Consider the following 15,780-nt stretch of genomic DNA (forward strand, 5'->3'; position numbering starts at 1 on the left):
ATAACAATTAAATATAAATAAAATTATGAGTACATATCCATTAGTAAAGTTTGCCTTTGAAGTAGATTGGGGTGGAACAAAAGTAGGATTCCAGGAAGTAACAGGCTTAAACCTTGAAGCAGCTGTAATTGAGTACAGACACGGTGCCAGCCCGGATTTTAATAAAATTAAATTACCTGGATTGAGAACTAGTTCTAACATTACTTTAAAAAGAGGAACTTTCAAAAAAGATAACGAATTCTTTGCTTGGTTCCAGACGATGCAGTCAAGTACAGTAGAACGTAGATCTATCACAATCTCTCTTCTTGATGAGAATGGAGAGCCTGCAGTAACATGGAAAGTGAAAAATGCATTCCCGGTTAAATTACTATCAACAGACTTGAAAGCTGAAGGTAATGAGGTAGCAGTGGAAACCTTAGAAATTGCCCACGAAGGGTTAACTATTGAAAATAACTAACATTAACTTAAAATTTTAAAAAAATGAATTACAAAACACCAGGAGTTTACGTAGAGGAACACGCAAAATTTCCACCATCAGTAGCACAAGTAGAAACAGCTATCCCAGCTTTTATTGGTTACTCGGATAAAGGTCCAAGAAATGAACCAACAAGAATTTCTTCTATGTTGGAGTATGAAACAATTTTTGGAAAAGCAAATGAAGAAGCTTTCGAAATTACCATTGAAGATACTTCTGTAGAAGCAAATGTAGTATTAAGTCCTTTCAAAATGTATTACGCTATGCAAATGTACTTTGCGAATGGCGGTGGACCATGTTATATCGTTTCTGTTGGAGATCTGGAATCAGGTTTTCCATCAACGGTAAACCCGTCTGATTTGAAAGCAGGTCTTGCTACTTTAGAAAAAGAAGATGAGCCTACTCTTATTGTTTTCCCAGACGGAGAAGCATTAGGTAACGGTATTTACAGTATTTACGGTGATGCTTTAAGCCAGGCAGAATTATTAAAGGACAGATTTGTTATCATGGATGTTGTGGGTGACGGTCCTGACGCTGTTAAAAACTTTAGAGCAGGTGTAGGAGTTGGACCAAGTGGAGAGCATTTAAAATATGGAGCTGCTTATCACCCAAAATTAGAAACTGTTTTAAGTTATAACTATAATGACAAGAAGGTAAAGGTAAATGTTGTTGTTCCATCATTTGCTGGAGGAAGCGGAGAAGAAACATTCCTGTCTGATTTAAAATCAAGCAACTCAGATTTATATAACCAAGCTAAAAAAGCAATTGAATCTAAGAGAGTCGTATTGATTCCTTCATCTGCTATTGCAGGGGTATACGCTAAAGTAGACAGTACTTCAGGAGTATGGAAAGCACCGGCTAACGTTGGACTTAGCTATGTAGTGGCACCTACAGAAAAAATCTCTAACGAAGATCAGAAAACTCTGAATATTGATGCAGAAGCTGGAAAATCTATTAATGCGATCAGAACTTTTGCAGGAAAAGGAACATTAGTTTGGGGAGCAAGAACATTAGACGGAAACAGTAATGAATGGAAATATGTATCTGTAAGACGTTTATTCAACATGGTGGAAGAATCCGTGAAAAAAGCTACAGAACGTTTCGTTTTTGAACCGAATACAGCCAATACATGGGTTCGTGTACAGGCAATGATCGAAAATTTCCTTGATCAGCAATGGAGAGACGGAGCATTAGCAGGAAGCAAACCAGAAGAAGCTTTTTATGTAAGCGTTGGTTTAAATAGAACAATGTCTGCTCAGGATATTTTAGAAGGAAGAATGAATATTGAGGTTGGTTTGGCTGCAGTACGTCCTGCTGAATTCATCGTATTACGTTTTTCTCACAAATTACAGGAAGCATAAAATAAACTAAATAACAATTAAATATAAATAAAATTATGAGTACATATCCATTAGTAAAGTTTGCCTTTGAAGTAGATTGGGGTGGAGCAAAAGTAGGATTCCAGGAAGTAACAGGTTTAAACCTTGAAGCAGCTGTAATCGAGTACAGACACGGTGCCAGCCCGGACTTTAATAAAATTAAATTACCTGGATTGAGAACTAGTTCTAATATCACTTTAAAGAGAGGAACTTTCAAAAAAGATAACGAATTCTTTGCTTGGTTCCAGACGATGCAGTCAAGTACAGTAGAACGTAGATCTATTACAATCTCCCTTCTTGATGAAAACGGAGAGCCTGCAGTAACATGGAAAGTGAAAAATGCATTCCCGGTTAAATTACTATCAACAGACCTGAAAGCTGAAGGTAATGAGGTAGCAGTGGAAACGCTAGAGATTGCTCACGAAGGATTAACTATTGAAAATAACTAATCATGGCAGTTTTATATCCTCCAACCAGTTTCTCTTTTATTGTTAACGGGATTTCAACAACAGAGGGTATTGACTCCAGATTTCAGTCTATATCTGGTTTATCAACAGAAATTGGAACAGAAGAATATGCCGAAGGAGGCGAAAACAGGTTTACACATCAGCTTCCTTTGAGACCCAAATATCCTAATCTAGTTCTTAAACGTGGGTTAATCGTAAGTTCCGGATTGATCAGCTGGTGCAGAAATGCTATGGAAAACTTTGAGTTTGAACCCAGAGATCTGATCATTACTTTATCAGGCGGCATTCAGTCTACAGCACCTTTAATGGTTTGGAACGTAGTAGGAGCTTACCCTGTAAAGTGGGAAGTATCAGAATTCAATGCAGAAGAAAGCAAACTGGCTATTGAAACAATAGAACTGAAATATAGATATTTCACAATACCCTCATCTTTAGCAAGCTTAGGCTTGTAATTTCTAAATCAAATCTAAGCACCTGAACGTGTGTTAGTTTAAAGATAACTTTTACCAACATCTTTTTTCATAAAAAAACAACCGATTGGTCTATACAAGAGACTGAACACACCCTTCATGTGCCTAGATTTTTTTAATATAAAATGTTAAATCATTGATTGTAAGTATTTTGTGTATTTATAATTGATTAAAAATAAACGAAATGCCAATAGAAATAAAAGAGCTTCACATTAAAATAAATGTGGACGAAAAAGCAGCCGCAACAACAAATGCAACATCCGTAGATGAAGCAAAGCTTATGCAGGCAGTGAGTGAAAGCGTGGAACAAGTAGTGAATATTGAACAACGTAAAAAAGAAAGATAATGATAGGAGAACTAAAGAAAACTGGAGGGGAAATCTTAAAAGTGAAAATAGGAACCTATAAGGATAATGGGTTTGAAAGTGTCATTGATAGTGATGCCTTTGAAGCTCTCATTAATCCTACTGGTTTTTCTTTTACAAGTAAGATAGAATATAATACTACACAAGAGCAAGGGGCTCCTGGAAGTAATCCAAAATTTACTAAAGTATCTCCCCAGGCATTACAAATGGAGTTTTTATTTGATGGTACGGGAGTAACAGAAGCGTATAAAGGTAATAAGCTTATCAATGTCATAAAAAAAAATAAGTTCTCGCATAAGACTGTTAAGGAACAATTAAAACGTTTTTATGAAGCGACAGGTGAATTTAAGGGGTCATTCCATAAGCCATATAGTGTTATTGTTATTTGGGGAGAATTTGAATTTAAAGGAACTCTCACTGAATTTACAATAGATTATAAGATGTTTAATAAAGATGGAACTCCTTTAAGAGCTATTGGAAAAGCAACTTTTTTAGAAGGAATTAGTCAAGAGCTTATAGCGCAAAAAGTAAAAAAATCGTCCCCGGATCTTACACATAAAAGAACAGTACAAGACGGAGATACGTTACCCTTAATGACTGAAAAAATTTACGGAGACTCTAAGTACTATCTGGAAGTAGCTAAAATAAATGGTCTTATCAATTTTAGACAATTAAAGCCAGGGAGTGAACTCTACTTTCCACCTATAGAAAAAATATCATAATATGAACAATAGCGGATACATACAAACATCAAAAAATCCAGACTTAATAACTTTTAAAGTGATGTCCGGAGGTACAGAATTACCAGGCAAATATGGTGTGAAAAGCATTGTTGTAGAAAAAGAGGTCAACAGAATTCCTTACGCCCGCATTGTAATTTTAGATGGAAGTGCACCCGAGCAAGACTTCAAATTAAGTAATGAAGATCTTTTAATTCCAGGAAAAGAAATCGAAATCACAGCAGGTTATCACTCTGAAGAAGAAACCATTTTTAAAGGAGTTGTTGTAAAGCATAATATAAAAGTGAGAAACGGTTCCTCCTACCTCATCATAGAATGTAGGGATAAGGCTGTGAAAATGACCTTAGGGAGAAAAAGCAAATACTTCTATGAAAGCACAGATAGCGACGTAATTGAAGAATTGATCAGTAATAACGGACTTACTGCTGATGTAGAAGCTACTTCCAACTCACATAAAGAACTGGTTCAGTATAGAGCATCCGATTGGGATTTCATGCTAACCAGAGCGCAGGCAAATGGTAAACTTTGTTTCGTTGAAGACGGAACCATCAAAATTGCTAAACCTGATTTTAGTGGAGAAGCCGTAGAAACAGTGGTTTATGGATCATCAGTACATGAATTTGACGGAGAAATTGACGCCAGAGACCAGTTTAACAAGATTACAGCCAAAACATGGAGCTATACAGATCAGGAGCTGACAGAAGTGGAAGCTCAGGATCCTGCAATCAAGCTCAATGGAGATCTTTCATCAGGCGATTTAGCAGATGTCTTTGGAATAGAAGATTTACAACTTAGACATGGCGGAAATCTTACTCAAAGCGAATTACAGGAATGGGGAGACGCCAAAGCAACCTTCCAGCAGCTGGCAAAAACACGAGGAAGAGTAAAATTCCAGGGAATTCCATCTGTAAAGCCAGGAGTTTCATTGACATTACAAGGAGTTGGAAACCGATTCAACGGGAAAATATATGTAACAGGAGCCCGTCACGAAATAGCGGATGGAAACTGGCTTGTTGATGCTCAGTTTGGGCTTTCCCCAACATGGTTCTCAGAAACTTATGACGTAAGTGAAATGCCGGGTTCAGGAATTATTCCGGCAATAAGCGGATTGCACGTAGGAAAAGTCTCTCAGTTGGAATCAGATCCGGACGGTGAAGATAGAATTCTGGTACAGATTCCAATCATTAATAATGAAGAAGAAGGAATCTGGGCACGTGTAGCCACACTTGATGCAGGAGAAAACAGAGGATCATTCTTCAGACCGGAAATCGGAGATGAGGTCATTATTGGATTCATTAATGATGATCCCAACGATGCCGTTGTACTCGGAATGTTAAACAGCAGCACAAAACCAGCTCCCATTGTAGCCTCCGATGATAATCACGAAAAAGGATTTGTCACCAGAAGTGAAATGAAAATGATCTTTAATGACGATAAAATTTCATACACCCTTGAAACACCAAAAGGCAAAAAAGTGATCTTGGACGAAGATGCCGATGTTATTAAAATTGAAGATGAACACTCTAATATTCTTACTCTCAACAAAGATGGTATTAGTATGGAAAGTGGAAAAGACATCAAGATAAAAGCAAAAGGTAACATTAATATGGAAGGAAAGAATATTAATGTAAAGGCTAGTGCTCAGCTAAAAGCCGAAGGAAGTTCCGGTACAGAGCTTAAATCCGGAGCTGTAACAGTAGTAAAAGGATCACAAGTTAAAATCAATTAATCATCATGAAACCAGCAGCAAGAATTACAGATATGCACACCTGCCCCATGGTGACCGGAAATGTTCCACATGTAGGCGGTCCTATCATTCCGGCGGGAGAACCCACTGTACTTATTGGCGGAATGCCGGCAGCAAGAGTAGGAGATAAAGCAATGTGTACAGGTCCTATGGATACAATTGCATCAGGTTCCTCAAGCGTGTTAATTGGCGGGAAACAAGCCGCAAGAATGGGAGACTCTACCGCTCATGGAGGTGTAATAACCGCTGGAGAAGCTACTGTTTTAATAGGCGGATAATATTGAAAAATTATCCGGCTACAATTACAATGTAAAACATCAATAACAATACGGTTAAAATAACCAAAACTCTATGCAGCAGATGCAAGATGTTAACATTAAATATAACAAATAACGTATGAAAATAAATACAGATTTTTTAGGAACAGGCTGGAGTTTTCCACCTGAGTTTAACGAGACTGAAGGAAAACTGACAATGACCACAGATGTAGAAGACATCAACAATAGCCTTATGATTTTACTGTCAACACGTCCGGGTGAACGGGTAATGTTTCCAAACTACGGATGTGATCTGCATGAAATGCTCTTTAAACCTCTGGACTTAACGCTGATTACCCAGATGAAAGGAATCATCGAGCGTGCTATTTTATATCATGAACCCAGAATCAATATTCTAAGTATTGAAATCAATACCCAGGAAGAACTTCAGGGAGAAGTTTTGATAGAAGTTGACTACGAAGTAAGAAATACTAATACAAGAAGCAATATGGTTTTCCCTTTTTACAAAGGAGAAGCTACCGAAATATAATGAATTACGGGATGTCTGTAGCCATTTTGAATACTACCAAACACTACACTAAGTATTGCATCTGACCATAGAAAGATAAATATAAACAAATGAAAAAAACAGATACATTTTCACATTATCGTGAAGGAAAATCACAAATGCAGCGCTTTTTAGCAGAACTAGATCCTGGCAATCTTGAATTACACGATTTCGATTTGTTTGATTGGCTATTATTCGCAAACAATTTTGCCAGAAGTGTAAACTATTTTGACAAAGGTGATAATACAAAACCAAAAGGAAAATGGGGAAACTTCTTCCTGGGTGACGATACTAAAGCGATCCCGCGTAGAGAAAGCGTTGAGTATAAAAGTATGAAAAAACAGGTTACAGATCTTATGTCCCAGTTTGAACAGGATAGCAGTCTGACTCCACACCTGACATTATTTGTATGCTTTTTGAAATTATTGGATTTCTCGAAAAAAGCCTTCAATAACCTTACCAAAAGACATCTTGATTTCTACTACAACGAAATACTTCAAATTGAAAAAAATGAAGCCAAAGCAGACAAAGCTTATGTGATTTTTGAACTCGCAAAAAAGGCAATTCAGGAAAAAATTCCAGCCGGTACATTGCTGGATGGAGGCAAAGACGCTGGCGGAAAAAAAAGAATTTACAAAACAGGAGACGAACTTATTGCCAACCAGGCAAAAGTAGTTGAGATCAAAAGCTTCTTAAATGATGCTGAAAAAAGAGAACTGAAAATGGCTCCCGTAGCAAACTCTGCAGACGGATTAGGTGATAAATTGCCGGAAAACAGCAATTATTGGTGGCCTTTTGGATATAATTCTGATGAAGCCAATTCAAGTAAATCTATTTATAAAGATCTTCCAAAAGCCAAACTGGGATTCTCTGTTGCATCATCATTATTTGATTTGAAAGAAGGTGAAAGAACAGTAACCCTTAAGATTGATTTTAATAAAAATTCTGATGAGAAATTATATAACCTTTCAACAACAGATATTGAAAATAATATCAAGGTGCTTTGTAGCGGGGAAAAAGAATGGCTATCCGGTATTGTTTTAAAATGTATTAAAAACGAAAAGGAGAGATTGGAACTTTCTTTTACATTATCTAAAGATTTCCCTTCCGTAGTAAAATATGATAAAGAAGTACTTTCAGAAACATTTCAAACCAATTTCCCTGTCGTAAGGTTTATGATCGAAGGAGAGAAATACTACGATGTTTACGAAGGTCTTTCAGAAAAAATAATAAAAAACATTGAAATAGGAGTTGATGTAAAAGGGATGAAATCAATTCAGATTGAAAATGATAATGGTGAATTAAATTCAGAAAAGCCTTATTATCCTTTCACTGCACAACCTATTAAAGGATCTAATTTTTTCATCAAATGTCCTGAAATGTTTTCCAAAAAATGGAAGAATGCAGACATTACGATAAACTGGAAAAATACTCCGGATTCCATTAAAGACTTATACAGCGGATATGTGATTCAGCCCAATCAAAACATCAGTTTAAGTGATTTTGAAGCATCTGAAAGCCCATCCATTGTAGGTTCTGATTCTTATTTTAAAGCAGATGTTGCCTTAATGGATAAGGAAATCTGGTATACTAAAGCCAATGGAATTGATGTATTTAAAAAAGTAGGTAACGCTTACAAAACCCAGTTCTCTGTAAATAATATCAGAAATGAGGCGGGAACAAGTGAAATCATCAGATTAACCCTTAACCAGTCATCATTACAGGATGTATATCCTAAGCTATATACATTGACATTATCAAGTGATCCAAAATATAAAAAACTGATTCCAAACGAACCTTATATTCCTATTGCTGAAGATATAGAGTTGAGCTACAGTGCAAAGGAAACAGCATATTCTTATCTGGACATCAACTCAGCCGGAGTTGCCTCAAAGACTAGAGAAGTAGAAGTATATCATGAAGATGCTTTCGGACAATATGAAAAAGAAGCCGATAAAAAAGCGATTGTACCGGTACATCAAAACGGAGGTGAATTATATATCGGTTTGGAAGCAATGCCCCAAACAACAGTTTCATTATTGATCCAGATGCTGGAAGGAAGCGAAAACGCCTTAGTAGATACCTTCCTTGAAAAAGAATTTATAGAGTGGCACTACCTTTCAGGAGATACCTGGAAAAGTTTATCAGATTATATGCTGCAGAATGAAACCAGAAAATTCCTTGAATCCGGAATTGTGAAGTTTAAAGTTCCTAAGGATATCAATACTAGCCATACAAGATTTACCGATGGATTGGTTTGGATCAGAGCAAAATCCCAAAGAAGTTATGATGCGGTATGCAAAGTTCAGGGTATTTATACTCAGGCAGTTGTAGCTACATTCCAAAATCAGGAAAATGACTTGTCTCACCTTAATAACGGATTGGCAGCAAAAACCATTTCTAAACTGATCACAAGAGTTGCTCAGGTAAAATCAGTAGATCAGCCTTATAACTCGTTTGACGGTAAATATAAAGAAACAGATCCTGAGTTTTACAGACGTGTAAGTGAGCGATTGAGACATAAACACAGAGCTATTACACAATGGGACTACGAACAACTGATATTACAGGAGTTTCCGGAGGTTTTTAAAGTAAAATGTTTAAACCATACTTCCGAATTATCCTATATGGCTCCTGGACATGTAACCCTAATGGTAGTACCGAATATTAAAAATAAAAACGCCTTTGATGTCTATCAGCCAAGAGTAAGCAGAGCTACTTTGAATAAAATTCAGAATTACATCAATGAATTGAATACAATGCATGTAAAAGCTCAAGTGGTTAATCCTAATTATAAGGAAGCAAAAGTACAGACAAAGGTAAAGTTCTTCGAACAGTATGATGAAACATTCTACCTCAAGCAGCTGGACGAAGATATTAAAAAATACATATCGCCTTGGGCATTCACAGACACTAAAGACATTGATTTTAATGTAGAATTGAATGTTAATCAGTTGATTAATTACCTGGAGCAGCTGTATTATGTAGATTACATTGATGAAGTTAAAATCCTGGTAAATAATATTATACAGAGACAATCTTTAATTGAAGTAGATCCAAAATCAATTTTGGTATCAGCTAAACAGCACGATGTTACTATTACAGATCAGGTATGTATTTAATAATAAATAAGAAGAAACATAATCATGTCAGAAAATAAACATATTAGTATATCAAAAAATATAGAAACAGGGGATCAGACAGATTTTCATTTTCTACGCAAAACAGGGATTGAATACATAGAAAAGTTAGGAGGAAAACTCTGGACCGATTATAATTCTCATGATCCCGGGATCACCACTTTGGAAGTTTTAAGTTATGCCATAACGGATCTGGGAATGAGAATGAACCTGAATATGGAAGATATTTTAGCATCCGATGATGTAAAAAAAGATATTCATACACAATTCCTGAAGGCTACGGAAATTTTACCTTCAAGACCTTTAACTGAGCTGGATTACAGAAAACTGTTTATAGATATCAGCATGGCTGGAGGGATTGTAAGACCGATCCGAAATTGTTGGTTGGTTCCTAAAACGGAAAAGCTTTACGTAGATTGTAAAACCGGGAATTTAGACTTTAAACCTATCGGAGAAAAGAATAAAAGCTTTGATATAAAAGGTTTGTATGACCTTTACGTAGACTATGCCGAAGAGATTGATGCTGATGGAGTAGGGTGCGAGAAATCAAATGTAAATACCCAGATATTAGATCGCTATCATTCCAATAGAGGACTTTGTGAAGATTTAGCTGAAATTAAAAAAGTTGAAACTCAAAAAGTAGCGGTGTGTGCCCGTATCGGGCTTGTAAGTAAAGCAGATGAAGAACTGGTGCATGCAAAAGTACTCAGAACAATCAATAACTATCTGTCTCCTGAGGTTCATTTTTATTCATTGAAACAAATGCTTGAAAAAGGTCTGAGCACAGATCAGATTTTTGAAGGACCACTTTTGAATAATGGTTTTATTGATACTGAAGAGCTTAAAAACAGCCAGTTGAGAAGAGAAGTCCGTCTTTCCGATATTATCAGTGAGATTATGAAAATTGATGGTGTTAAAGAAATTCATGACGTTTCTATTGCAGGTTGTGACAACGTGATCAGAAAAAATAATGATTGGATGATCTGCATTGAAAAAGGCAGAAAACCGGAAATGTGCGAGCTGAGTTCATTCAGTTACAGCAAGGGTGCACTTCCTTTAAATATCAATGACAAAAAGGTTCAGGATTACTTAGAAACTCTTAAAAGAGAAGAAAAAGTACTCAGAGATGATGCAAAACAAAATAAAGAATTAGCCCTGCCAAAAGGAACTTCATATGATATAGCAAATTATGCTACCATCCTGAATGAATTCCCCGATACTTATGGAGTAGGAGAATCAGGAATTATAGGAAATCAAACCCCGGAGAGAGAAGCTTTGGCTAAACAAATGAAGGGTTACCTGTTGTTTTTTGATCAGATCCTTGCCGGCTACTTCAAACACCTTGAAAAGATCAAAGAAGTATTAAGTGTTAATGGTAATTTAAAAAGAACGTATTTCACGCAAGCCCTTAAAGATATTAAAGGTTTTGATGAACTGGTCCATGAATATGATACTGAAAGTGATGATAAACTGACAGATTCACTATATAGAGAGTTGGATAACAGCGTTGAACGTAGAAATGAAGTTTTAGATCACTTGATTTCCCGTTTTGCAGAGACGTTCAGTGATTATACTTTCTTAATGAAATCACTGTACGGAAAATCTACTGACGAAATTGTCTTAATGAACAAAGAAAACTTCTTAAAAGAGTATCCATCATTAAGTAAAGACAGAGGTTTAGGGTATAATTATACATTGATTGGAGATTTGGATGTCTGGAATGGTAAAAACGTTTCCGGTGTTCAGAAAAGAGTTGCCCGTTTGCTTGGAATCAAAGATTATAGACAAAGAAATCTTTCGCAATCTCCGGTTTCAATCATTGTAACAGAAGATAATGAAGGTAAGAAAAGCTATACCTGGAAAATAAAAGACAGCAAAGGGAATATTATCTTATCATCTGTCAACAGCTACAAACTTGAACATATTGCAACCCAGAATTTGAATGATGCAATTTATCAGACCATCCAAATAGATCAGGAAGACCTTGAAAATGCATTGGAACAATTGAAAAAGGGCGAATATGAAGGTGATATCATCGGAAATATAAAAATTAATCTTTCAGGAGGAGGAAACTACTATTTTGAGATTGTAGACGATCCAGTAAAGAAAAATGTAATTGCTACCCATAAGAAAACGAATCCTTATACATCTTTAAATGATCTGGCAGACGGCATCGAAGAAACAGTAAAGTATTTTAAATATGAATTCACAGAAGAAGGTATTTTCCTTGTTGAACATTTACTGCTGAAACCAACCGCTAAAGATTATAAGCTTATGGGAGGTATTGGTTGTATGGCAATCGGAGAAACGTTTAAAGTGGCATATGATCTTGTAGAAAAAGAATCTACAACAGGTTCGAAAAATTATTCAGAAGCTCTTATGTCCTCTTGTGAAGGTTGTGAAGCCGGAGTTTATGATCCTTATTCTTACCGTGTAAGTGTTGTTCTTCCAGGTTTTGCTTATCGTTTTCAGGATCCTGATTTCAGACGCTATGCAGAAACAGTGATCAGACAGGAAATTCCAGCTCATATTCTGGCAAAAATTTGCTGGGTAGGAGATCGATTGAGTGAAAAACAAGCCGCACAGAATGACCTGGCAGAATTTGAAGCTGCCTATAAAAAATATCTCTCAGATAAATCAAGAAACAATACTGAGAACCTAGGAAACAGCATTACAGATTTATTGGATGCACTGGGCAACTTAAATAATATCTATAAACCAGGAAGACTTCTGGACTGTGCCGCGGATGATAGTGACATATTAGACGGAAAGATCATATTAGGACAATCAAACTTATATAAAATTGATAAAAAATGAATACCAAATTAGATAATGTAACAACCCAATATAGAAAGTTCAACGATAATCAAGCGTTAACAGAAGGGCAATTAAACGAATTTTTAGATTATTTCGAAGATCAGGACAGATTGTCAAGAACACGTCTGAATGGTGTAGGAATCGTATGTGGCTTTAAATCAAGGTTCGTAGATTCACTTTTAGAACCAGGAGAATTACAGAAATTCAGACCAGGACCTGGTGAAGATAATACTAATACCCTTGCCATTACACAAGGTGCCGGAGTCACTACAGACGGAGATCTGGTAATGTTAAGAAGATCATATACACCATCAGTAGCTGAGATAAACTTCGATACCAACTATTATAAATATTATAGAGAATATGATGATGTAGCGGAATACGAAAACTTTCGTATTGCAGGGAACCAGATTCCTCTTTTAGAATTGATTACAGAAAGTGAATATGCAAAACTACCTAAAGACACTTCCGCAGGCTTTAAGCTTGTAAAAGATATTGATAAGTTATTTGATAAAATTGTAATCCTTTATTTAGAAAGTTATTCGAATGACGAAAACCCTTGTCAGGATGCAGATTGTGATCATACCGGATCTGAGCAGATTTCTAATCTTAAAGTACTTTTAGCAGATCCTACATCTCTTTCTGACCTTATGACTGAAGGTGATGCGAAAGACAATATTTACAGCGTTCACAATGCCTATGAAACGCTTTTTGATAACTTACCGAAGATAGAAAGCAAAAGAATTATTCTGAATGCCGATGTTGTAAGTGCAAACCAGTTAAGAATTAAATTTGAGGAAGCCAATTCTGCTGTAGGAGACTTGAGTAAAGGCTTTGATATGATTGCAGCTACGCTTGGGGTAAGCATGAACCTTGGAGGGCAGACGCTTTATGATAAACTAATTTCTTTATTGGATAGCACAAGATCAAGATTGGATGATTATCAATACAGATATGATTTATTAAAAGATCTTATCGATACCTACAACGAAATTAAAGGATTGCTATTATATCTGAACGCAGAATGTTGCCCAAGTATAGCAGCGTTCCCTAAACACCTTATGCTGGGACCTGTGGGAGCTAAATTGCAGTTAGGAGATTATACAGATTTCCGTCATGATTTCTATAATTCACCTATCACAACAAATGATGATGAAAATTATGAAAGAGTGATGATGCTTGCCAATCGTTTTGTGCAGAAAGTAAACGGTTTCCAGACTTATATGGGAGCTATTAAAATTACTCCTTCCAATATTAATGTAAGATTGGGAGACAAAGCAATTCCTTATTACTATAATGTCAATCAACCTCTATTGACTCAATGGAACTTTGAAAAAACAAAAACAGACAGAGAAACCTACAATTTAAGTTATCATACAGCCAATCTGGCGGAAGATGACTTCGTTCAGAATCCATTGAATTATAACATTGATAACAATGACTTCTATAGAATTGAAGGTCACTTAGGATTGCCTTATAAAACAGCATTACAAAACATCATCGATCTAAAAGCGAAATACGGATTAGGTTTCGATGTCATTGCATTGTTTTTAAAAGAAGGTGGAAAACCTAGCGGTGAAGAATCAAGAGAAAAAACAGTGTCTATTGACGAACTTAGAAAACAATTAGAATCAATTTCCAGCGAGATCAGTGGTGATAAAGGTGACGCTAAAAGTACCCTGCTGAATCTCTCCAGACTAGACGAGAAATTAAAATTATTAAATAAAGCTGAATTCTCAAAAGAAGGACCATCTGACGGGATTACTGTTGTAAAAGAAGATCCTAGGAAAAGTGAAGTGGTAACTGAGCTTTTAAGCGAATTTTTAGAGAGAAAATCAGGCTTAGAACACATGGCAGGAGTAGAGCCAGGGGGAACCTTTGTTTTAATTTACGAAGATGAAACCAATAGTCAGGTGCTTGCAGACTTCTCGTTGCCGTATGTATGTTGTTCTAAAGGAAAACCAAATATTCCACCTATTGCTGTGGATGATAAAGTTTCATGTATGCATGGGCAAACAATCGTTATACCTGTTCTGGACAACGATTATGACGCGGATAACGATCTATTAACAGTTGTTAAAAAATCAGATCCGTCATATGGAACAGTAATTTTAAACAATAACGGAACTTTCGTTTATACCCATGATGGATCATCAAATCTTTCAGATTCATTTACTTATTGTGTTAATGATGGTAAAGATGACAGTAATATTGCAACGGTATTTATCGACGTTAAGTCACCTCCGGTAGCCGTGAATGATCACGCTTCAACAGAAGTAGGAGGATTTGTTGACATTGCAGTTAAAGCTAACGACTATGACCTAGGAAATACTGCGTTAACGGTATTTATAAAAACTCAGCCTACTCATGGTACAGCAAGCCTAAACGGTGATGGTACGATTAAATACAAACATAACGGTTCAACAAACCTTACTGACTCTTTCACATATTACATCAACGATGGTGAATTTGACAGTAATATTGCGACAGTTACGATCAGTATTGCACCGCCGCCATGTGATTCAGGTATGGACGTTGTATTTATATTTGACTATACAGGTAGTATGGCATATCAGATTGAGGAAGCTAAAGCTGGAGCTAATGATATCATAGAAACTATTAGTAAAAAGTCCCATCCAAATAAATACAGATTAGGAATCGTATTGGCAGATGAATTCAGAAGAGGAGCAGAGTCTCCTTATGGAGCAGTTCCTGCTTATACAAGTTTACCTGCGGCTCAGAAATTTATTAATAACGGACCTACAACTTCTCAATGGATCACTGCAATGGAAGTGATGAAAGACAATAACGTTTCATCATTTACTGATCAGCTTAGAAAACTGAATAATTCTGGAGGTGGATTAAGCCTTGGATATGGAGTAGGAGGACCAGAGCCTACCGATATGGCATTAAGCAGAGTTATAGAGCATAATATCGCCGGAGCATTCAGAAATAATGTAGCTAAATATGTTATCATTATTACAGACGAAGTTCCTGGAGGAGATGATGATAAAGCTACTGCTGCTGATGTTAACGAAATAAACAGGCTGAAGAATGAATGTATTGCCAAATCAATTAAAGTGATTGTATTAGGATCAGGAGTAAATGCAGCTATAAACGGAGTGTATATCTGGCAAGAATTAGCTACAGGAACTGGTGGTTCTTGGAACGCAAGTTATAAGGCAAGTGACATCCAGTCTGCAATTATAAATGGTTGTGGAGGTAAATAAACATCTGAAAAAATCTCACAATTCAGAATGACATATTCTGTAGTGATAACATACTTCTTAGGTAGATGAATTTCTACCTGAGAAGTTTATGAAAATCACCTTAATCAATCATTAAAAATGAAAAAT

At 36.2% G+C, this 15,780-nt stretch carries 12 protein-coding genes; all 12 read left to right on the forward strand.

The window, feature by feature from the left end; genetic code table 11:
• The first annotated feature begins 25 nt into the window (after positions 1 to 25).
• The 12 genes from BW983_RS01940 to BW983_RS01990 all read left to right on the forward strand — a co-directional run bounded on the left by BW983_RS01940 (position 26) and on the right by BW983_RS01990 (position 15,654).
• Positions 26 to 457, forward strand: a complete 432-nt coding sequence (locus BW983_RS01940; protein ID WP_065393000.1) for a phage tail protein — start codon at positions 26 to 28, stop codon at positions 455 to 457.
• A 23-nt stretch (positions 458 to 480) separates the two neighbouring features.
• Positions 481 to 1,836 (forward strand): phage tail sheath family protein, encoded by a 1,356-nt coding sequence (locus BW983_RS01945; RefSeq protein WP_076549496.1) that lies wholly within the window; start codon positions 481 to 483, stop codon positions 1,834 to 1,836.
• 35 nt (positions 1,837 to 1,871) lie between these two features.
• Positions 1,872 to 2,303 carry a phage tail protein gene (locus BW983_RS01950; protein ID WP_076549497.1) on the forward strand — a complete coding sequence of 144 codons (432 nt, stop codon included), beginning with the start codon at positions 1,872 to 1,874 and terminating at the stop codon, positions 2,301 to 2,303.
• Between the two features lie 2 nt (positions 2,304 to 2,305).
• The gene (locus BW983_RS01955) at positions 2,306 to 2,773 is read left to right on the forward strand and encodes a phage tail protein (RefSeq protein WP_065393003.1); all 468 of its coding nucleotides are present in this window, start codon (positions 2,306 to 2,308) and stop codon (positions 2,771 to 2,773) included.
• 202 nt (positions 2,774 to 2,975) lie between these two features.
• Positions 2,976 to 3,137 (forward strand): DUF5908 family protein, encoded by a 162-nt coding sequence (locus BW983_RS23940; RefSeq protein ID WP_167369949.1) that lies wholly within the window; start codon positions 2,976 to 2,978, stop codon positions 3,135 to 3,137.
• A complete protein-coding gene (locus tag BW983_RS01960) occupies positions 3,137 to 3,877 on the forward strand; it encodes a CIS tube protein (RefSeq protein ID WP_076549498.1) in 741 nt (246 codons plus the stop codon). The genes BW983_RS23940 and BW983_RS01960 overlap by 1 nt, the downstream gene beginning before the upstream one ends.
• Before the next feature lies 1 nt (position 3,878).
• A complete protein-coding gene (gene vgrG / locus BW983_RS01965) occupies positions 3,879 to 5,624 on the forward strand; it encodes a type VI secretion system tip protein VgrG (protein ID WP_076549499.1) in 1,746 nt (581 codons plus the stop codon).
• Between the two features lie 5 nt (positions 5,625 to 5,629).
• On the forward strand, positions 5,630 to 5,920 hold the full coding sequence (locus tag BW983_RS01970; RefSeq protein WP_076549501.1) for a PAAR domain-containing protein: 291 nt from the start codon (positions 5,630 to 5,632) through the stop codon (positions 5,918 to 5,920).
• 118 nt (positions 5,921 to 6,038) lie between these two features.
• On the forward strand, positions 6,039 to 6,449 hold the full coding sequence (locus BW983_RS01975; RefSeq protein ID WP_076549502.1) for a GPW/gp25 family protein: 411 nt from the start codon (positions 6,039 to 6,041) through the stop codon (positions 6,447 to 6,449).
• A gap of 89 nt (positions 6,450 to 6,538) precedes the next feature.
• Positions 6,539 to 9,589, forward strand: a complete 3,051-nt coding sequence (locus BW983_RS01980; RefSeq protein ID WP_076549504.1) for a baseplate J/gp47 family protein — start codon at positions 6,539 to 6,541, stop codon at positions 9,587 to 9,589.
• Between the two features lie 24 nt (positions 9,590 to 9,613).
• On the forward strand, positions 9,614 to 12,424 hold the full coding sequence (locus BW983_RS01985) for a hypothetical protein (RefSeq protein ID WP_076549506.1): 2,811 nt from the start codon (positions 9,614 to 9,616) through the stop codon (positions 12,422 to 12,424).
• Entirely contained in the window at positions 12,421 to 15,654 is a 3,234-nt protein-coding gene (locus tag BW983_RS01990) for an Ig-like domain-containing protein (protein ID WP_076549507.1), read from the forward strand. Before BW983_RS01985 ends, BW983_RS01990 begins: the two co-directional genes overlap by 4 nt.
• The last annotated feature ends 126 nt before the right edge of the window (positions 15,655 to 15,780 follow it).

This window comes from Chryseobacterium ureilyticum, from assembly GCF_900156735.1.
GTDB classification, from domain to species: domain Bacteria; phylum Bacteroidota; class Bacteroidia; order Flavobacteriales; family Weeksellaceae; genus Chryseobacterium; species Chryseobacterium ureilyticum.